16 protein-coding genes are annotated in these 18,293 nt (G+C 61.7%); 3 read left to right on the forward strand and 13 right to left on the reverse strand.

From position 1 onward, the window contains the following. Positions 1–387: 387 nt before the first annotated feature. From I8E17_RS19300 to I8E17_RS19320, 5 genes are all read right to left on the reverse strand, one after another. Complete coding sequence (locus I8E17_RS19300) at positions 388–1,371, reverse strand: MDR family oxidoreductase (protein ID WP_219511088.1); 984 nt, start codon at positions 1,369–1,371, stop codon at positions 388–390. Between the two features lie 187 nt (positions 1,372–1,558). Further along, positions 1,559–2,500, reverse strand: a complete 942-nt coding sequence (locus I8E17_RS19305; protein WP_219511086.1) for a LysR family transcriptional regulator — start codon at positions 2,498–2,500, stop codon at positions 1,559–1,561. A gap of 124 nt (positions 2,501–2,624) precedes the next feature. Further along, on the reverse strand, positions 2,625–3,671 hold the full coding sequence (locus tag I8E17_RS19310) for a quinone oxidoreductase (protein ID WP_219511083.1): 1,047 nt from the start codon (positions 3,669–3,671) through the stop codon (positions 2,625–2,627). Continuing rightward, entirely contained in the window at positions 3,604–4,563 is a 960-nt protein-coding gene (locus I8E17_RS19315; protein WP_219511081.1) for an iron-containing alcohol dehydrogenase, read from the reverse strand. Before I8E17_RS19315 ends, I8E17_RS19310 begins: the two co-directional genes overlap by 68 nt. An 89-nt stretch (positions 4,564–4,652) precedes the next feature. Beyond that, positions 4,653–6,059, reverse strand: coding sequence for an amidase (locus I8E17_RS19320; RefSeq protein ID WP_219511080.1), 1,407 nt, complete (start codon positions 6,057–6,059; stop codon positions 4,653–4,655). 144 nt (positions 6,060–6,203) lie between these two features. Here I8E17_RS19320 and I8E17_RS19325 point away from each other — a divergent pair, with 144 nt between their 5' ends. Then, positions 6,204–6,767 (forward strand): TetR/AcrR family transcriptional regulator, encoded by a 564-nt coding sequence (locus I8E17_RS19325; RefSeq protein ID WP_219511073.1) that lies wholly within the window; start codon positions 6,204–6,206, stop codon positions 6,765–6,767. A gap of 405 nt (positions 6,768–7,172) precedes the next feature. Beyond that, positions 7,173–7,457, forward strand: coding sequence for an AlpA family phage regulatory protein (locus I8E17_RS19330; protein ID WP_219511071.1), 285 nt, complete (start codon positions 7,173–7,175; stop codon positions 7,455–7,457). On the opposite strand, the gene I8E17_RS19335 is transcribed toward I8E17_RS19330, so the two are convergent. The 4 genes from I8E17_RS19335 to I8E17_RS19350 all read right to left on the reverse strand — a co-directional run bounded on the left by I8E17_RS19335 (position 7,423) and on the right by I8E17_RS19350 (position 11,798). Further along, positions 7,423–8,679, reverse strand: coding sequence for a site-specific integrase (locus tag I8E17_RS19335; protein ID WP_219511069.1), 1,257 nt, complete (start codon positions 8,677–8,679; stop codon positions 7,423–7,425). The two genes, I8E17_RS19330 and I8E17_RS19335, sit on opposite strands and share 35 nt — an antisense overlap. A 294-nt stretch (positions 8,680–8,973) precedes the next feature. Continuing rightward, positions 8,974–10,536: a glutamine-hydrolyzing GMP synthase gene (gene guaA, locus I8E17_RS19340; protein WP_069611063.1), complete on the reverse strand. Its 1,563-nt coding sequence runs from the start codon at positions 10,534–10,536 to the stop codon at positions 8,974–8,976. A gap of 162 nt (positions 10,537–10,698) precedes the next feature. After that, entirely contained in the window at positions 10,699–11,340 is a 642-nt protein-coding gene (locus I8E17_RS19345; RefSeq protein WP_112722752.1) for a 5'-methylthioadenosine/S-adenosylhomocysteine nucleosidase, read from the reverse strand. Beyond that, positions 11,337–11,798, reverse strand: coding sequence for a PaaI family thioesterase (locus tag I8E17_RS19350; protein ID WP_113329908.1), 462 nt, complete (start codon positions 11,796–11,798; stop codon positions 11,337–11,339). The genes I8E17_RS19345 and I8E17_RS19350 overlap by 4 nt, the downstream gene beginning before the upstream one ends. Before the next feature lie 162 nt (positions 11,799–11,960). On the opposite strand from I8E17_RS19350, the gene I8E17_RS19355 reads away from it, so the two are divergent. After that, on the forward strand, positions 11,961–13,037 hold the full coding sequence (locus I8E17_RS19355; RefSeq protein WP_113366595.1) for a DUF2252 family protein: 1,077 nt from the start codon (positions 11,961–11,963) through the stop codon (positions 13,035–13,037). A 14-nt stretch (positions 13,038–13,051) separates the two neighbouring features. Here the strand turns inward: I8E17_RS19355 and I8E17_RS19360 are convergent, their stop codons facing one another. The 4 genes from I8E17_RS19360 to I8E17_RS19375 form a co-directional block, all read right to left on the reverse strand. Continuing rightward, a complete protein-coding gene (locus I8E17_RS19360; RefSeq protein ID WP_113366596.1) occupies positions 13,052–13,852 on the reverse strand; it encodes an alpha/beta hydrolase in 801 nt (266 codons plus the stop codon). A gap of 532 nt (positions 13,853–14,384) precedes the next feature. Beyond that, complete coding sequence (locus I8E17_RS19365; protein ID WP_069611066.1) at positions 14,385–15,470, reverse strand: DUF1513 domain-containing protein; 1,086 nt, start codon at positions 15,468–15,470, stop codon at positions 14,385–14,387. A 114-nt stretch (positions 15,471–15,584) separates the two neighbouring features. After that, entirely contained in the window at positions 15,585–16,694 is a 1,110-nt protein-coding gene (locus tag I8E17_RS19370) for an imelysin family protein (protein ID WP_113366556.1), read from the reverse strand. Further along, the gene (locus tag I8E17_RS19375) at positions 16,694–18,253 is read right to left on the reverse strand and encodes a di-heme oxidoredictase family protein (protein WP_113366597.1); all 1,560 of its coding nucleotides are present in this window, start codon (positions 18,251–18,253) and stop codon (positions 16,694–16,696) included. The genes I8E17_RS19370 and I8E17_RS19375 overlap by 1 nt, the downstream gene beginning before the upstream one ends. Positions 18,254–18,293 lie beyond the last annotated feature (40 nt).

Consider the following 18,293-nt stretch of genomic DNA (forward strand, 5'->3'; position numbering starts at 1 on the left):
CGGCTGGTTGGAGCGGTTCCGTTTTGTCAGGTGTGCGGAACCATGATCGAGGCCTAAAGATCGAACTCAGCCGCTAGATAATGAAGGTGGCAGAACCGAAACCGTCCGTTGCGCTCACGCGAACGCAGAGCGCGCTCGGCGGTGGTTTTTCAGGCATATCCGAGACCGTCCGGCCGGCGGCATATGCCGTGCTCAACCGCCAAGCTTACGCAACTTTTTGGGACGTTGAGACGCGACGAGGAAGATCGCGAATGCTCTGCGGGTCTGCGATGCTGGAAGGCCGTCCAGGCGACTAAGGCCAAGACCACGGTAACCGACACAATGTCTCGGGGCGTTCGTTGGACGCGCGCGCGACCGCCGCCGCGTAATTGAATGCTTCGCCGCCTACTATGCGTTAACGTCGACAACGGTGCGTCCACGCACCTTTCCTTGGAATATCTCGTCGACAATATTCGGAACATCGGCAAGGCCGACTACCTGTGTCATCGCAGCAAGCTTACTTAGGTCGAGATCCTGCGCGAGGCGTGACCACGCCGCCAGTCGGACCTCCTTGGGCGCGTTTACGGAATCGATCCCAGCCAGCGTGATGTTCCGCAAGATGAACGGGAGGACCGATCCAGGAAGGTCGACACCTTGAGCAAGTCCGCAAGTCGTCACCACGCCGCGATACTGTGTCTGCGCAAGCAGGTTCACCAGCGTGTGGCTTCCAACGGAGTCGACCGCGCCAGCCCATTTCTCTTGCGCGATGGGGCTGCCCGATTCGGATAGGGTACGGCGGTCGATAATCTCCGCTGCACCCAACGCACGCAGATATTCCTCCTCCTCAAGTCGCCCTGTCGATGCGATCACGCGGTATCCCAGCTTCGACAAGATCGCGATTGCAACCGAGCCGACGCCACCGTTTGCTCCGGTCACAACGATATCGCCTCGCGCGGGATTCAGTCCGGCATGTTCCAAAGCCAGCACACTGAGCATCGCGGTATAGCCCGCCGTCCCGATTGCCATAGCGTCCTTCGTTGACAAATTCTCCGGGAGCTTCACAAGCCAATCGCCCTTGACGCGGGCTTTCTGGGCATAGCCGCCATGATGAGTTTGGCTTAGCCCCCATCCGTTGAGGACGACGCGATCTCCGACCGAGAAACCATCATTCGAGGATGTCTCAACCGTACCGGCCAGATCAATCCCGGGGACAAGTGGAAACGCCTGGATGACCTCTGCTCGTCCACTGATCGCCAGCGCGTCCTTGTAGTTGACGTTCGAATACTCAACGGAGATCGACACATCGCCCTCCATCAGAGTCTCGTCGTCCATTTCGACGATATCGGTCGAAATTTCATCGTGAGTTTTAGAAGCCAGAAGTGCTCTGAACATCGGTGCTCTCCCATACAGGTTGAAGGCCCCGCGGAGATGCGCGCGTGGAGCCGCGATCAAGCCGTCACGTTAGGACAAAGCGGACCGACATTGGAGGCAAGGTTAGGGCAACCGCTTGTTGCGCCTGCGCGAACGACGGCACCGGGTTAGAGGTGAATGGCATGTCAGGAGCGTGCCTATTTCCAAACTAGCCTTCACTGCCGTTGGTTCGAGCCCGCGCGGATGCCTGGGAGAGGTAGTCCCAGTCAGGCTCCGGTCCGAAGCGCGCGGCAAGAGCATCAATGAAGGCTCGGGTTTTTGCTGGTGGGGGGCCGGGAGGGCGGACAGCGAACAATGCCTGCTCGATCATTGGGAACGAGGTAAGGAGCGGGATCAGCGCCCCACGCTCGATCGCCCCCGCCAGTACGAAAGTCGGCAGAGCCACTATGCCCATCCCGGCGATCGCCGCCGCCACAATTGTCTCGGCATTGTCGGAGCGCATTCGGCCAGCGACGCGAATCGAGGTGACGCGATCCTTTCCTCGAAACCGCCACAGGTCACCCCCGGGCACGCCATAAATGATGCAATCATGCGCGGTGAGATCCCGAGGCCGCTTCGGCGCTGTGAACTTGGCGAGGTAATTCGGGCTTGCAGCCACGCTGATACGCATGGGCGCGATGCGCCGAGCGATCAGCGTTGAATCTGGTAGAGCGCCCATGCGAACTGCCACGTCGAACCCATCAGCGAGGATGTCGATCCGCCGATTGGTGAAGGAGGCGTCCATCTTCAGCTTCGGATGATCCCGCATAAAGTCCACGAGAAAATCCGCCAGGTGCGCGGTCCCGAAGGCAATTGGCGCCGTGATGCGCAGAACGCCCGTCAGCTCACCCGTGCTCCGCGCGACGTCGCGCAAAGCTTCGGCGAGCTCGCCAAAGGCACTGCCGGCACGAAACCGAAGCGCGTCGCCTGCCTCCGTGGGGGTAATGCCTTTGCTACTACGGGTGAACAATCGAGTGCCAAGGCCCTCTTCAAGCCGGGCGACACGTCGGCTGACCACCGACTTGGAAGTTGCCATCTCAACAGCGGCGCCGCTGAAACTGCCAGCCTCGGCTACGGCTAGGAATGCCTTCACATCATCGAGGTCTGTCATCGTTCCTCCACACGCAACACGCTGTCCTTCTGCGGCATGCCTTCGACTAAAAAATGCGAACGAACGAGTCGCTATTCAAGAGCAGTTGCAGCTGAGGGAAGACCAGAGGCGCTCCCGGCTAGAGCTAACGCGGCTGCGTCGTCGGTTCGTTGAGGAAACGGCCTCGTTTCCATCGGGCGTCTTCCCGGCGAGAGCCGGCGAAAAGCGAAGCTGCTTCAAGAAGAGCGAGCTCCTGCAAAGAATTGACTGGTAAAGCGTGCATCATGGCTTGAGCAGAACCGCCCCTCCCGCCGTACCATCTTCCAATGCGGCGTGCGCCGCCGCCGCATCTCGGAGCGGAAAGATTTGCGGCGGCGGGCTTGATCACGCCGGCAATCACTGCGTCGAACACCGCATTCGCGCGGCGGTGATATTCCGTCAGATCAGTCGCATGAGCCGCCAGGCCGGGACGGGTAAGGAACAGGGAACCCTTGGTGTTGAGGGTCGCGACCGCGACGGGGTCAGGTGCTCCGCCGGAAGCTCCGATCGACACCATCATTCCGCGCGTTCGAAGGCTATCGAGAGAGGCTGTGAACGTGGGCCTGCCAATGCCATCGTAGACAACATCGGCCTTTTGGCCGTTGGTGAGGCCGGCAACCGCAGACGGAAGATCGCCCGCGCCCCAGATAAGCACTGCATCGCAACCAGCCGCCTCCGCGCGCTCCACGCTCGATTTTTTGGAGACCACCCCAATGACGAAGGCGCCCATCGCCTTCGCCCAAGATGCCATAAGCTGGCCGAGTGCCCCTGCTGCACCGTAAAGCAGCACGACACTACCGGGGCGAACGGCGTAAGTGCTGTGCAGCAAGTAATGCGCGGTAATACCCTTGAACAACACCGTGGCGCCAGTTTCGGTACTGATCTCATCGGGAAGCCGAACGAGGCGGTTCGCAGGATAGAGGCGGCCACTGGCGTAGCTGCCGATCGGACCCAGCATGTAGGCGACGCGATCATCTACGGCCACGTTCGCAACCCCCGCTCCGATTGCGACCACGCGACCGGCCCCCTCAAGACCGAGACCACTGGGCAGCGGTATCGAAACCGCCCCGTTGCGCTGTGTGACATCAAGATAATTGACGCCGATCGCCTCCTGCTCGAGCCAAACCTCGCCTGCGCCAGGCTTCGCTTTCACGGTTGGCTCGACTGTAAGCACGTCGGGGCCTCCCGTCTGTGTCAGACGTATCGCAACGGTCATGCGCCACATGGAAGCGGCCACCGATGGGATAGGCGAGCGCGTGCACCGCAGCTACTGGTGAGTTGGCAAACGCTTGACCCGCCAGGAACGAGCCCAACAGCATCGAGCTGCGCGCATCCAGATCGGCGCCATGATCAACGACCCGGCGAAGATTGCCACCCAACAAGCGTAGCGCTTGCTGAGCAAGCCCTTGCGAGATCGGGTTGCGGTTTGACGATGCGGATGTGTAGGCCTCGATGGCGTGGACCATTGCATCGATCCCGGTGGCAGCCGACACAGCTGGCGGCAGGCCTAGCGTCAGCTCGGGATCAAGCACCGCCGCATCAGGCAGCAGATGAGGTGAGATGACGCCCTTCTTTGTCTGACCGACCACGAGGATCGCGACCGGCGTCGCCTCGGAGCCGGTGCCGGCGGTTGTTGGGACAAGCACCAGCGGCAAACGTGGCCCGGTGGCGACATTCACACCATAGACCTGATCCAGGGTTTGGTTGCTGCCGACCGCCAGGGCGACCACCTTGGCAACGTCCATGGCCGAGCCGCCGCCAAAGCCGACGACACCGGTTGCCGACATGTCCTTGGCCATGGCGGCGGCGGCATGGACATTCTCGTCCGGCGGCTCAGGCAAGACACTGTCGAAGACAGAAGCAGTTGCGCCAGCTGTTCGAAGGCCTGCGATGAAAGGGTCTGCCAAGCCGAGGCGGCTGATACCCGCGTCGGTGACGAGAATGACCCGAGGGCCAAGCAGGTCGGCGATGTCGTTGGGGAGCGCGCTCGATATGGCCGGACCGAACCAAACTGCTCTCGTGGAATGAAACGTAAATGGTCGCATGGACAGCGGCTCCTCTCGCGCTGGGACGCACAGTGCTCTCAGAGCGCCGAGATCCTGAGCTTCCGCAGGATCTCGGCGCCGCATGCAGGTCAAAGATCCGGGCGCAGCTCTCTGACGGTGCTTACACTTTCCAGCTGAGACGCGACTGCCAGGATCGTTGACTCCGCCTGCCAACTGCCGACGATCTGGACGTTAATCGGCAGACCTTCCCTGCTCGTGCCGAACCGCATGGAGACTCCCGGCAAGCCGGTGACGTTGAGCGGCACGGTCGCGCCCTGCAGGTAGGTGGCGTCGACCGTCTGACCATTGATGACGAACTCCTCCTGACCATGCTTGTGGGCTGGGAGGGGCAGCACCGGCGTGATCAGCGCGTCGAACTTCTGGAAATATTCGGCGAAGCCATCGCGAAGACGCTCGGCCGCCTGTTCGGCTTCGACGTAGTCCGCCATGGAGGTGTCGGGCAGCGACAGCATCGTCTTGGACATCTTGTACATCTGGTCTTCGTGGCCGGCGGTTGCCTCCGCGAAGGCTGACTTCATTTCCATCACGTGGATGCGGTTGAAGACGTCGAGCGCGAAGTTCTTTTCGAGCGCGGGAATGCGGACTGGCTCGACATGCAGCCCGAGGCTTTTGAGCGCTTCGGCGGCTGCCTCGACCACTTTGGCGACTTCGGGGTCGATCGGCCCGAAGCCCGGTTCGACCAGCCAGCCCACCCGAAGCTGCCTATAGGGCTGACGGCCGATGCCGGCGTCGAATTGAACTGTGCTCGTTGAAAAGGCGTCGTGGCCGTCCGGACCGGCAAGCTGCGAAAAGGCGAGCGCCAGATCGCGGATGCTGCGGGCCATTGGTCCCACGTGCCAGAAGCGGCGGGGCGCACGCGGATAAATGCCTGTCATCGGGACGCGGCCATGCGTCGCCTTGATGGACGAGATACCAGTCTGGGCTGCCGGGCCGCGCACCGAGATGGCGAGGTCCGTGCCGAGGCCGATCGGCGACATGCCCGCCGCGATGGCCGCCGACTCGCCGCCGCTCGAACCACCCGGCGTCCGCGTCAGGTCCCAGGGATTGTTGGACCGGCCGGTAAGGAGATTGTCGCTTTCGATCCAGTAGGAGAATTCGGGAAGATTGGTCTTCGCGAGGAGGATGCCTCCGGCCCTCTTCATCCGTGCGACGCTGGTTGCGTCAGCGTCGGGCATGCGGTCCTTGAAGACCGGCGAGCCACGCTGCGTCAGCACGCCGGCGGTATCGATCGAGTCCTTGACCGTGAACGGGACGCCGTGAAGGACACCAAGCTCGTCACCCGCGCGGACCGCGGCGTCCGCCGCTTCGGCCTTCGCAAGAGCGTCATCGGCAAGCGTGACGATCGCGTTGATCTTCGGATCCACGGCCTGGATGCGATCCAGATGCGCCTTGACGACCTCGACCGCGGAGACTTCACGGCTGCGGATCATGTCAGCGAGCTTCGTGGCGTCCGAATAGATGATGTTCTGATGCATGGCTTTCTCTCTGTCTCGGGCTCCGTCACGATCCATGCGCAGCCTACCTGTCATTCGTTAGGCTGATATAAATCCTTTATTTTTTGCTCGTCAACCCCTATCTAACACTTGGTAGGTAAGAGCCGCTAAATCTGAGGCGCGGAGATGACGACGAATTCAAAGGAAGCGATCCTGGCGTCTGCCAGGGAGATCGCTCAATCACATGGCTACAGCGGGCTAAACTTCCGCGATCTCGCAGCCCAGGTCGGGATCAAGGCGGCGAGCATCTATCATCACTTTCCCAGCAAGGCTGGCCTGGGTGCAGCGGTTGCGCGCCGTTATTGGGAAGATACTAAAAGCGAGCTCGACACCTTGCTCGACGACTCGGGGGACCCGATCAGCGCACTCCGGGAGTATCCAAAAATCTTCCGACGATCGCTTGAGAGCGACAACCGGCTTTGCCTCTGCAGCTTCATGTCAGCCGAATATGATGATCTTCCGCAGGAGGTAACGGCAGAGGTTCAGACCTTCGCCGAGATCAACGTGGCTTGGATCAGCAAGGCGCTTGTCGCGGCCGGCGCTGCGCGCCCGGAAAACAGCGAAGCCGAGGCACGCGCGATCTTCGCAGCGGTCGCCGGTGCTCAGCTCATGGCGAGAAGCCGTTCGGACATTTCGATGTTCGACGCATTGATCGAAAGCTATCGGGCCAAAGGGCTCCTGCCGGCTTAAAACGTAGCCGTCCCCGGCCCCTGTCGGCGCTCAGCTAGACGCGCCGCCGGCGTTCGCCTGGCTTATTGCGCAAGGCGGCTCAGCGGCATCGCTCTTCGCTCGGTTACGCCAGGACCGTGAAGGTCTAACGAAGGATGGTGCGGGTGGTCGGAATCGAACCGACACTCCTTTCGGAACCGAATTTTGAAGGGAGTCGCGTTTACTGAATGCGTCCCCTCGTAGCGATCCCCCACACCTTTCGAGCTTGTCTATCAGCGCGTGTTCGCCCCTATGCTGCACCTAGCAGTTAGGAAGAACCCCGCCGATGTGTACGCTATAGCCCGAAAACACCGCACGGCGTTCCGAATGGGCTTCCAGTATCAGCATCTATCATTCTCAATCGCCTCAGCAATCAGGAGATTGAGCATGGCAAAGATCGAAACTACGCAAATTCGGAGAACAATCCGGCGGCAGCAGTTGCGCGAGATGGTGCCGATGGCTGACAGCACTATTTATGAAATGGAGCAGCGTGGCGAGTTTCCCCGTCGGTTCGCGCTCTCGCCGCGTTGTATCGTCTGGGACCTGGCCGAGGTCGAGGCGTGGCTAATGGCACGGCGGGCCGCCCCGATCCGTCGAGCACAGCACCCTGACGTCACCAAGCGCAAATCCCGCCCGGTCAAAGGGCGGGATCCAATTCCATCAAGGGCATAGCTTGCGGCAAAAGCGTGGGAGCATACTTCCGGCCGTCGATCCAGGCGTCCACGGTATCCGCCCACTGCTGCATCATATGCCGGCGCTGCACCTCATACTCGGCCTTGTTGTAGACACCGCGCGACGAGCGCCCATCCTCGTGCGCCAGGCACTTTTCGATCCAGTCGCTGTTAAAGCCCAGCTCATTTAACAGCGTCGACCCCGTGCGCCGCAGATCATGGACCGTGAATGGCTCCAATGGCAGCCCCTCCTTCTTGGCTCGCTCGACGACGGCGTAGGTGATCCGATTGAAGGTCGCGCGAGACATTGGCGCGTCCGCGTCGTACCGGGACGGCAAAAGATATCGGGAGTTGCCGGAACAAGTCTTGAGCGCGATCATGATGTCTAACGTTTGTCGGCAAAGGTAGACGTTGTGCGGCTTCGATCGCTTCATGCGCTCCTTCGGGATGGTCCAGACGGCGTTGTCGAAATCGATCTCGTCCCAAACTGCATCCTGCAACTCGCTCTTCCGGACCATGGTGAGGAGGTAGAGCTTCATACCGAGGCGGATCGTTGGCAACGTCGCAACATGCTCGAGTTGCTTGAACATAATGCGGATCTCTGCCGGCGAAAGCGCGCGGTCCTTTGGCGTAAAGGTAGCGATCGAGGCTGGACCGACGTCATCGGCCGGATTGGCGACCTTCTCGCCGTGCAGAATGGCAAAGCCGTAGATCTGCTTCAGGATATCACGCACATGGATAGCAGTTGCAGGAGCACCCCGTTCGACGATCTTGCCGCAGTGAGCGCGGAGATCATCCGGTGTGATCTCTGTCAGGAGACGATTTCGCCAGACGGGCATAAGTTCGCGTTCGAAGATGGAGCGACGCATCGCGCGCGTGCTGTCGGCCATGGTTGCGTTGGTCAGCCACTTCTCGCCGAACTGGCCGAAACTCTTTGCTTCCTTGATCCGGCGCTTCTCGCGCTGCTTCTCGATGGCGGGAGACCGCCCCTCGGTGATCGCGCGCCGCGCGTCGATGCATAGCTCGCGAGCCCTGGCGAGCGATATTCCGTCACGGGCATATCTGCCGAGATAGATGGTCTCCCGCCTGCCGTTCAGCCGATAGTCGAGCCTGAACGAGATGGCCCCCGACGGCGCGACGCGCACATACATACCGTCACGATCGGAAACCTTGTACATTTTGGCTTTTGGTTTCAGACACTTGAGTGCTGCATCGGTCAACATTTCGGGCCTCCTTGCGTAAAAGTACCGTCACGCGGTTTTTGCAGGCCGATGGCGTCGAAAATGCTTGTATTTCAGCGCATTAGTTCGAAAAAAGTACCGTCATTGGCCTCGTTTGACCTGACGGTACTTTCGTTTTTCCGATTGATCAATGGGGGCAAGGCCCGTCAGCGAGGCCGCCGAACGCGAACTATGCCCACCGATAGATGTCGATAGGAATAGGAGATATTTATTTTTGTTTTCAGTATGTTAGATCGTACCGCAGCGTAGATTCGGCGGCGTTCGGAGGGGCCTGAATCATTCCCACTCGATCGTGCCGGGCGGCTTCGAGGTGACGTCGTAGACCACGCGGTTGATGCCGCGGACTTCGTTGATGATACGGGTCGCGGCGCGGCCGAGGAATTCCATGTCGTAGTGATAGAAATCCGCGGTCATGCCGTCGACGGAGGTGACGGCGCGCAAGGCGCAGACGAATTCGTAGGTGCGTCCGTCGCCCATGACGCCGACGGTCTGGACTGGGAGCAGCACGGCGAAGGCCTGCCAGATGGCGTCGTAGAGGCCGGCCTTGCGGATTTCGTCGAGATAGATGGCGTCGGCTTCGCGGAGGATTTCCAGCTTCTCGCGGGTGATGCCGCCCGGGCAACGGATCGCCAGGCCGGGACCGGGGAAGGGATGGCGGCCGATGAAGCTGTCGGGCAGGCCGAGCTCCTTGCCGAGCACGCGCACTTCGTCCTTGAAGAGCTCGCGCAGCGGCTCGACGAGCTGCATCTTCATGCGTTCCGGCAGGCCGCCGACATTGTGGTGCGACTTGATGGTGACCGAAGGACCGCCGGTGAAGGAAACGCTCTCGATGACATCGGGATAGAGCGTGCCCTGGCCGAGGAAATCGGCACCGCCGAGCTTCTTGGCCTCATCCTCGAAGGTCTCGATGAAGAGGCGGCCGATGATCTTGCGCTTGGTTTCGGGGTCGGAAACGCCCTCGAGCTCGCCGATGAAGCGGTCGGAAGCGTCGACATGGATCAGATGCAGATTGTAATGCTCGCGGAACATGGCGACGACGTTTGCCGCCTCGTCCTTGCGCATGAGGCCATGGTCGACGAGGATGCAGGTCAGCTGATCGCCGACCGCCTCGTGGATCAGCAGCGCGGCAACGGAGGAATCGACACCGCCGGAAAGAGCGCAGATGACACGCTTGTCGCCGACCTGATCGCGGATCGCCTGCACCGCCTTGGCGCGATAGGCCGACATCGACCAGTCGCCCTTGATGCCGGCGATGTTGTGGATGAAGTTGCCGATCAGCTTAGCGCCATCGGGCGTATGCACGACTTCCGGATGGAACTGCACGCCGTAATATTTGCGCTTCTCGTCGGCGATGAAGGCGTAAGGCGCGTTCGAGGACGTCGCGACCACTTCGAAGCCTTCCGGCAGCGCGGTGACGCGGTCGCCGTGGCTCATCCAGACCTGATGGCGCGAACCGTTCGACCACAGCCCTTCGAAGAGAGCACAATCCTTGTCGACTTCGAGGAAGGCGCGGCCGAATTCGCGGTGATGGCCGCTCTCTACCTTGCCGCCGAGCTGCATGCACATGGTCTGCTGGCCGTAGCAGATGCCGAAGACCGGGATGCCGCTGTCGAAGATGATCTGCGGCGCCCGCGGCGAGCCTTCGTCCACGGTCGAGGCCGGGCTGCCGGAGAGGATCACGGCTTTCGGCTGCAGCCGCTTGAAGCCGGCTTCGGCGGATTGGAAGGGAACGATTTCGCAGTAGACGCCCGCTTCGCGCACACGCCGCGCGATGAGCTGCGTCACCTGGCTGCCAAAATCGACGATGAGAACGGTGTCTGGATGTGCTGTCTGGGTCATGGCGAGCCTTTAATGAAAAGCGCTTTCCCTGGCAATCGGGCAAATCACGCGCAAGCCGATTTTATTGTCCCGATTGTCCTATATTCTCTGTCTTTTTTCGCAATTCCGGACGGAAAACCGCTGCACACCTTTCCTGGAATTGCTTCGGCGGCTTCCAGTCTCTCAGAACCAGAATACGCCGTCCTCCAGCGCCGTAAACAGGCCGTCGACGGCGTAGGAGAGTTTGCGGTCGATCACATGCAGATATTCCGTCCAGTCGGAAATGTGCTGCAGATCGACCTTCCCGTCGGAAATGCCCCGCAGGCCGATCAGCGGCAGGCCATAGGTCTGGCATGCGCGCAGCACCGCGAAGGTTTCCATGTCGACCATGTCGGTGCCGATGCGCTCATAGGCCTCCGCGCCTGAGACGATATTGGCGCCGGTCGAAAGGCTGCCCTCGGCGATGGTCGGGATGCGCAGCGGCAGCTCGATCGTCGCCGGCAGGTCAAGGAAAGGCGTGCGGCCCTTTTCGAAGCCGAGCGGCGAGGCATCCATGTCGCGGTAGGAAACCGAGGTGACCTGATAGACTTCCGTCTGTTCCAGCCTGGCGGAGCCCGCCGAGCCGAGCGACACGACGAGATCGGGAAGATCGTCCTGGGCTTCGAGCCGCGCGAAGGCGCGGGTGAGCGCGATCGCTGCCTCCACCGGGCCGACGCCCGTCATCAGCGGATCGATGCGCGAGCGCAGGAAGGGCCCATATTCGGCCTCGGCGGCCATGACGAACAGGATCGATTTGCCCGATACCCGCTTCAGTTCGAATTTCATCCGCTAATTCCCTCCCTGCCCCGGATGACCATCATCGTTCCCGTCATCGAGGCGATCAGCTTGGCCGGCCCGTCGCCGATGGCATAGCCGCGTCCGTCGGCGACGATGATCGTCGTGCCGGGCTTGGTGACATCGCCGCGAAACAGGAAGCGCTCGCCGCGCCCCGGCGACATCAGATTGATCTTGAATTCGATCGTGAGGATCGATGCGGAAGGGTCGATGACGCTATAGGCGGCAAAGCCGCAGGCCGAATCCAGCGCCGCGGCAATGATGCCGGCGTGCAATATGCCATGCTGCTGCGTCAGCTTGATATCGAAGGGCAGCTCGATCTCGACCGTTCCGTGTTCGACGCGCGTCAGCTCTGCGCCGATTGTCGCCATGGCGGCCTGCCGCTCGAAGCTGGTCCTGATACGGCTCCGAAAATCGCCGCTGGTCCCCGTATCGTCTGCCCCTGTCATGCCGTCCCCTTTCGCGGGTGCGAAATTGGCACGGGGAGGCGGTTTGGACAAGGGTTATCCGGTGGAAAAGCGGAGGCATTCCAGCCTCCACTCCCGACATCGAATTTCCAGGATCGGATCGTCATGCTATCCGAAGCGATGATGCTTGTGGCGAGGGCGCAGATGACGACGATCCGGCAATCGGTGGCTGCCTACGAAACCTGGATGCGGGCGCAGCTCGGCGCCGATCTGGTCGAGGCGGGTCTGGCAAAGAAGCACAAGCTGATGAAGGCCGACAGCTTCTCCTTCCTGCGCGGCACTTATTGGCGCTGGGCGGAAACCATCCTCGACGTTTGCCCTAAGCTCAAGAGCGCGCCGCAATTGCTGGCGATCGGCGATACGCATCTCGAAAATTTCGGCACCTGGCGCGACGAGGAAGGCCGCCTCGTCTGGGGCGCAAATGATTTCGACGAGGCGGCCGTCATGCCCTACGCGCTCGATCTCGTGCGCCTTGCCACGAGTGCCATGCTGGCGCGCGGCGAGGACGGCCCGACGCTGCGTGTTGTTGCCGACAGTATCCTTGCCGGCTATCGCCGCGGACTGCGCCAGCCGTCTCCCGTCATTCTCGAGCGCGATTACAAATGGCTGCGCAACGCCGTCTTGCTGCCGAATGCCGAGCGCAAGGCCTTTTGGGAGAAATACCGCAACCTGCCGCCAGCGACGGATCCCGTCGCGGACCGCTACCTCAAGGCACTGCGCAAGGCATTGCCCGAACCAGCGACGACATTCGAGCCGAAACCGCGTCTGGCCGGCACGGGCAGCCTGGGCCGTCCGCGCTTCATCGCCTATGTCGAATGGCGCGGCGGCCCGGTCTTGCGCGAGGTCAAGGCGCTTCTGCAGTCCGGCTGGTCGCTGAAGCATGATCCGTCGGACAGGACGATCCGGACGGGTATTATCGCTGGCGGGCGGGCGCGCTCACCCGATCCGCGCTATCAGGTGGACGGAGGCTTGCTGGTGCGCCGGCTCTCGCCCAACAGCCGCAAGATCGAAGTCGGCGGTGATGCCGAGGTGCTGCTGTCGCCTGACATGCTCGATCTGATGGGGTTTGAAATCGCCAATTGCCACGCCAACGATGCTTCGCTCGTTCCCGGTATTCTGGCCGATCTCAATGCGCGCAATGCCGATTGGCTGCGTGTGGCCGCCAAGGCGGCGGCCGCAGCGGTCACGGCGGAGCAGGTGGAATTTGCGGGAAGAGGCTAAGGCCGGCGAACCGGTCAATGCCCAGCAGCTTCCAGGATCAGATGGGCGATTGTATCGGGATGCGAGATCAGCGAGAGATGGCTGGCATTCACTTCGATGGTCTTGGCACCCATGCGCTTGGCCATGAAGCGCTCCAGATCCGGATTGATCGTCCTGTCTTCGGCGGAGACCGCATACCAGCTGGGCTTGCTGCGCCAGGCGGCCTGCGTGGTCTTGCCGGACAGAAGCGCCTTCTGGAAGGGCTGCTGCAGGGCATAGAGCACCTCCGCCTTCGCTTTGGGCAAGTCGCCGGCGAAGTCGCGCAGGAACGCCTCCTCGGTCAGCCGTCCTTCGTCGCCATCAAAGACGATGCCGGCTGATGCCGGCGGTGTCGGATATGTCTTGGCGAGCGCCGTATAGTCTTCGCCGGCATCCGGTGCGCGGGCGGCGACATAGACGAGCGCGGAAACCTTCGGATGCACACCGGCTTCGGTGACGATCATGCCGGAGAAGGAATGGCCGACGAGGACAGTCGGGCCGTCCTGACGATCGAGAACCCGTTGCGCGGCCCCCACCGCTTCCGGAAGTGTCGTCAGCGGATTTTGTACCGCCGTGCAGTTCAGCCCCCTGGACTGCAGCCGGGCGATAACCTCGCTCCAGCAGGAGCCGTCTGCGAAAAGTCCGTGGGCCAGGACGACATTGCGTGCCTTCAATGGCGCAGACTTAACCGCTCCGGATGCGGGTGTCGGATTGCTGGCGGCCATGCCGCGCGCGGAAATGAGGGAGGCAGCGGCGCCGGCGATAACGGCGGTCGAGAAACTCCGTCTGGTCATCATCGTGATCGTGATCCTTATGGTTGGAGGATTAATAGGCGCCAGAAAGCCGTCCGCGCCGAATGTCGGAGCGGCGAAGCTTCTGAAATTCCGTATGTCTCGGAGCGGCATATGATCAAACGCGCGGATCAAATATGGCCGATCCTGTATCACTGTTCAGCGTCGGGCTTGCCTTGTGTATGCAAAGCGGAGGCTGTTGATTGTTTATATATTCGAAGCGGCGGATTTGGTCAATAATTGGATACGTAACGGTTGCGTGATGGGTTATATGTATGCGAACACAATGAGGTGATATGCTTTTGCATACAGCCTTGGTTGACCTTGCCGATTGGGAGCGGTGGTGGGCGACGCGGTCGAGGATCGCGAGTTGCTGTCCGGGCGTATTCGCAGCGCGAAGCCTGCTGCGGGCTATGGCGGAAGAGGGTGGGGAAATGGCGTCGCGGCCCATGCGGATACATATGCTGAATGCCGCGACGGCCTTGCGGCGCTTTATCGAGGCAGCAAGCTTACCTGGGCATTGCAGCCAAAGTCCGGCTCAGCCGCGGGCGATCCGCACGATATGCTGATCCCAGGCGACATCGCTGTGCGCACCGAGGAAATTGCCGTCATAGGATGAGACGGCAAAACCATGCCGTGCCGGCGCGATGCCGGCCGCATCGGCGATGCTCTCTACCTTCAGCACCTTGCCCGTCGTCGCATCGAGCGTCACCGAAGTCCCTTCGACCGGTGATGTGACACCGACCAGATTTTCGGCGCGATTGACGGCGATGGCGCCGACGTAATTGCCAAGTGCCCGCGTCGTATCGTCGGGCAGGGTGACGAAGCTCAGGTCCTCGCCCCGCGCGAAATGGCCGACGAGCGGCGGCAGATCGTTGCGGTGACCTTCGTATTGGCAAGCGAACCAGACGCGGCCGCTGGCGTCGATATCGACATGCCGGGTCGAGACCTGGGCATATTGCGCCGGCAGCGTATGCTTCTCGAGCAGCCTGCCGCTCGCAGCGTCGATCAGCGTCAGCGATGGTTCCATATGGTCGAGGTTGAGCTTGGTGCGGCCGAAATCCGGATGGGTCTCGATGCCGCCGTTGGCGACGATTAGGAACCGGCCGTCATCTGAAACCGTCATGTCATGCGGGCCGATGCCGTAAGTCTCGTATTCGCCGATGCGGGTAAAGTGGTTGCCGGCATCATACAGCCCGATGATGCCGCGATTGTTGTCGAAATCGTTCTCGCTGGCATAGAGCAGCCTGCCATCGGGCGAAAACGTGCCGTGGCCGTAGAAATGCCGGCCTTCTCTAGCGGAAATGACGATCGGATCGGCCTTGTTCCAGGGATCGAAGATCATCGCATAGGTGCCGGGCCGGCGCGCGAAGGCGACGGTCTTGCCGGTCGCCTTGGAAAAAGCCATGCCGTGGGCGCGGGCGGGCAGCGCCACCTGATCGATGATACGGCCCTGTTCGGTCACCGTCGCAACGGCGAAGGAGCCGTCGGCAGCGCGGATGCCGGAGGCATAGACCGCATCCGCCCGCTCCAGCGCCATCAAGGCACCGGGCTTCAACGCTGCGAGGAAGGTCAGTCCTGCCGCCTTGACGAAGGCTCTCCGATCGATCAGTCCGCTGCGCATGCGCCCCGAGCCGGATGATTTTAGGTCTGTTCGACCTAAAATCATCCGCTCTAAAATCGAAGAAGTAGAACATGATGTCGCCCGAAAACCGCAGACACTTTTCGGCATCATGTTCTAGTCTCCGTCCGCGAAGGAGAAGCCGGCCGAAAGCCCGATGGCGCCGCCGTACTCGTCGCTGAAGCTGGTGGCGAGATCGCGGCTCACGGAGAGCAGCTTGTCGATCTTGGCGCGCTCCGCATCGTTGCCGATGGCCGCCTCAATATCCGGATTGATCGACGACGCTGTCGTTGCAAGCTCATTCAGCAAGCTATCGATCTTGGTGGCGACGGCGCGCTTGTCTGCCGGCAGCAGGCTTGCCATGTCGGCCTTTTCCCAGAGCGTCTTCAGGCCCTCGATATTGCCCATAAACGAGGTCCATGTATTGGCCGAGCGCCAGTAGATCGCCATCTTCGGCCGCGCCGCCGCCGGATCGCCCTTGTAGAAGGTTTCCAGCCGCTGGTCGCGCATATTGGCGGCGCTGTGAACGAGGATGCCGAGCAGTGCGGTGACGGCTTCCTTGTTATCCATGAAATCGTTGCTGGTCTTGCCCGGGAATTTCCAGGATTTCTGCACGCCGTCGGGCGCGTCCCATTCGTCGGCGATTTCCTTGGCGGTGTTTTCGATATTGCCGGCAACCGCGGCGCCATAGCGGCAGCGGAAGCTCTGCTTGTCCTTGCCGAGAACGTCGGAGCCGTTGCCGAAAAGCACATATTCCAGCGCCGTCATGCTCATCAGTGCCACGCTCTTGCCAGCGACGGCTTCGACGGTGGTATCCTGCTCGTCGGCCTTGGCGATCAGCGCCTGTACCTGTTTGAGGCCGACGCCCTTACGATCGGGATAGAAGAGGATGTGCTCGAAGCGGTTCTGTTCGATGATCGGGCCGGTATCGACGATCTCGATGCGCGACCAGCTTTTCACGGTGTCGCCGAAAGCCGATTTGGCGCCGGAAAGGGTGGCGTCCGTGGGATCGGCGCAAAGCGTCCTCATCGCGACAGTCAGTTTCGAGGCGGAGTCGTGCATGGCGCGGTAGCCCGGGCGGATGACGTCGTCCACCGCCTTCTGCAGAGTGGCTGGCACCGCTGCCTCGTTCAAGCCCGTACCAGTGGTCGTCGCATCCTCGGCATGAGCAGGCAGGGCCGCAACGGTAAGCAGCAGGCCGAATGCAAGGCATTTCCATTGGCGCATCAGAGGGACTCCAGAAAGTTGATGAGGGCTTGCCGATCGTCCTTCGAAAGACCGGCGAATGCATTGCGGGCTTTTTCCGCCTCTCCTCCATGCCAGAGGATGGCTTCGGTCAGCGTACGGGCGCGGCCGTCATGCAGATAGGCCTGCCGGCCGCTCACCGTCTGTGTCAGGCCTATACCCCAGAGCGGCGGCGTGCGCCAATCGCGACCGGATGCCACGCCCACCTGCTGCCCATCCGAAAGACCTTCGCCCATGTCGTGCAGCAGGAAATCGGAATAGGGCCAGATCAATTGGAAAGCCTGCGGCAAATCCTTGCCGTCGCTGCCCTTCAAGCCGTCGCGCGTCACGAATTTCGGTGTGTGGCAGGCAGCGCAGCCGGAGCGGTAGAACATCTCCTTGCCATGCAATACGGCGGGCTGGCTCGTCGCGCGCCGGGCCGGCACGGCGAGATTTTCGGAATAGAAGGTGACGAGAGGCAGCACGGGATCCGGCGCTTCCGTGTCGCCCAGCCGCTTCTGCACGCCAGTCGGCATTGTCAGGCAGTGGGCTTCTTTGGGCGTGCAGTCGCCATAGGGGGTTGGCCGGTCCGGCGTCGAAATGCCGATATCGGCGGAAAAGGCGTCGGCCACCTGATCGCGTACGGTGGCGTTCTGCGCCTTCCAGCCGAATCGGCCGAGCGCGAGCTGGCCGGTGCGATGATCGCGGACGATGGCGGGGCGGCCGCGTATGCCGGTGCCTTTCTTGTCGTCCGGGTCGGCATTGGCGAGAATATCGGCATCCGGAATGGCTTCGATCAGCCCGAGCCCGATCATCGGTGGCGCGATGCGTGGCGAAAGGGTGGTGCTTGCATCCATCGGTCCGTAGGCGAGATCGCTGACGCCGTAATGCGGCTTGCGCAAGGTCACGCCTTCCCCGCCGGCAAGCGTCACCGTCTCCCCGCTATAGCTGACGGTCACCTTGCCTTCGGCCGCAAGGCCGGGGACGGCTAGATCCTGTAGCTGTGCCCCGTACGTCGAATCCGGAAAATTGAGCGCGTGAAAATTCTTGATGGCCTGCTCTTCCTCCGGCGTCACGGCGGGCCGCGCAAGACGCAAGACCATTGAGGTCGCGGCAGCGCCCGCTTCCTCAGGCGGATGGCCGCGCCCGTCGCGGATATGGCAGCTTTGGCAGGAGCGGGCATTGAACAGCGGCCCCAGGCCGTCGGATGCTTGCGTGGAGGAGGGAGCGGAAACCCAGAGCTTGCGGAAGAGTGCATTGCCGAGATGAAAGTCCTGGCCCTGTTCCTGGTTTAGCTTGGCCGAGGGCTGGGAGAAAATATCGCGCGTGACCTTCTCGATCGAGGTCAGGCCGCCGCCCTGCATCGTCTCATAGGGTTCGGCCTTGAGAAAATTGCTGGTCGCGCGGGTTACGTCGCGCACACGCTTCAGCTCTTCAGTAGAGAGATCGCTGCGCGTGGTTGGAAAATCGAGAATACCGGCGGCTGCCAGGGTGATGGAAAAAACCAAAAAACCCGCAGCGAGGGCGGGCAAAAGGGCGCGATTGGCCGGGATGCGTGTCATGGGTGTCGGGGCGGCAACGCCTTGTCGCGCTGCCGCCATC

Origin of the sequence: Rhizobium sp. AB2/73 (assembly GCF_020871915.1) — a bacterium.
In the GTDB taxonomy this organism is placed as follows: domain Bacteria; phylum Pseudomonadota; class Alphaproteobacteria; order Rhizobiales; family Rhizobiaceae; genus Rhizobium; species Rhizobium dioscoreae.

Coding starts and splice junctions, on each gene's coding strand:
- I8E17_RS19300 (WP_219511088.1), bottom strand. CDS start 1,371: ATGTTCAGAGCACTTCTGGCTTCTAAAACTCACGATGAAATTTCGACC.
- I8E17_RS19305 (WP_219511086.1), bottom strand. CDS start 2,500: ATGACAGACCTCGATGATGTGAAGGCATTCCTAGCCGTAGCCGAGGCT.
- I8E17_RS19315 (WP_219511081.1), bottom strand. CDS start 4,563: ATGCGACCATTTACGTTTCATTCCACGAGAGCAGTTTGGTTCGGTCCG.
- I8E17_RS19320 (WP_219511080.1), bottom strand. CDS start 6,059: ATGCATCAGAACATCATCTATTCGGACGCCACGAAGCTCGCTGACATG.
- I8E17_RS19325 (WP_219511073.1), top strand. CDS start 6,204: ATGACGACGAATTCAAAGGAAGCGATCCTGGCGTCTGCCAGGGAGATC.
- I8E17_RS19330 (WP_219511071.1), top strand. CDS start 7,173: ATGGCAAAGATCGAAACTACGCAAATTCGGAGAACAATCCGGCGGCAG.
- I8E17_RS19335 (WP_219511069.1), bottom strand. CDS start 8,679: ATGTTGACCGATGCAGCACTCAAGTGTCTGAAACCAAAAGCCAAAATG.
- guaA (WP_069611063.1), bottom strand. CDS start 10,536: ATGACCCAGACAGCACATCCAGACACCGTTCTCATCGTCGATTTTGGC.
- I8E17_RS19345 (WP_112722752.1), bottom strand. CDS start 11,340: ATGAAATTCGAACTGAAGCGGGTATCGGGCAAATCGATCCTGTTCGTC.
- I8E17_RS19350 (WP_113329908.1), bottom strand. CDS start 11,798: ATGACAGGGGCAGACGATACGGGGACCAGCGGCGATTTTCGGAGCCGT.
- I8E17_RS19355 (WP_113366595.1), top strand. CDS start 11,961: ATGACGACGATCCGGCAATCGGTGGCTGCCTACGAAACCTGGATGCGG.
- I8E17_RS19360 (WP_113366596.1), bottom strand. CDS start 13,852: ATGATGACCAGACGGAGTTTCTCGACCGCCGTTATCGCCGGCGCCGCT.
- I8E17_RS19365 (WP_069611066.1), bottom strand. CDS start 15,470: ATGCGCAGCGGACTGATCGATCGGAGAGCCTTCGTCAAGGCGGCAGGA.
- I8E17_RS19370 (WP_113366556.1), bottom strand. CDS start 16,694: ATGCGCCAATGGAAATGCCTTGCATTCGGCCTGCTGCTTACCGTTGCG.
- I8E17_RS19375 (WP_113366597.1), bottom strand. CDS start 18,253: ATGACACGCATCCCGGCCAATCGCGCCCTTTTGCCCGCCCTCGCTGCG.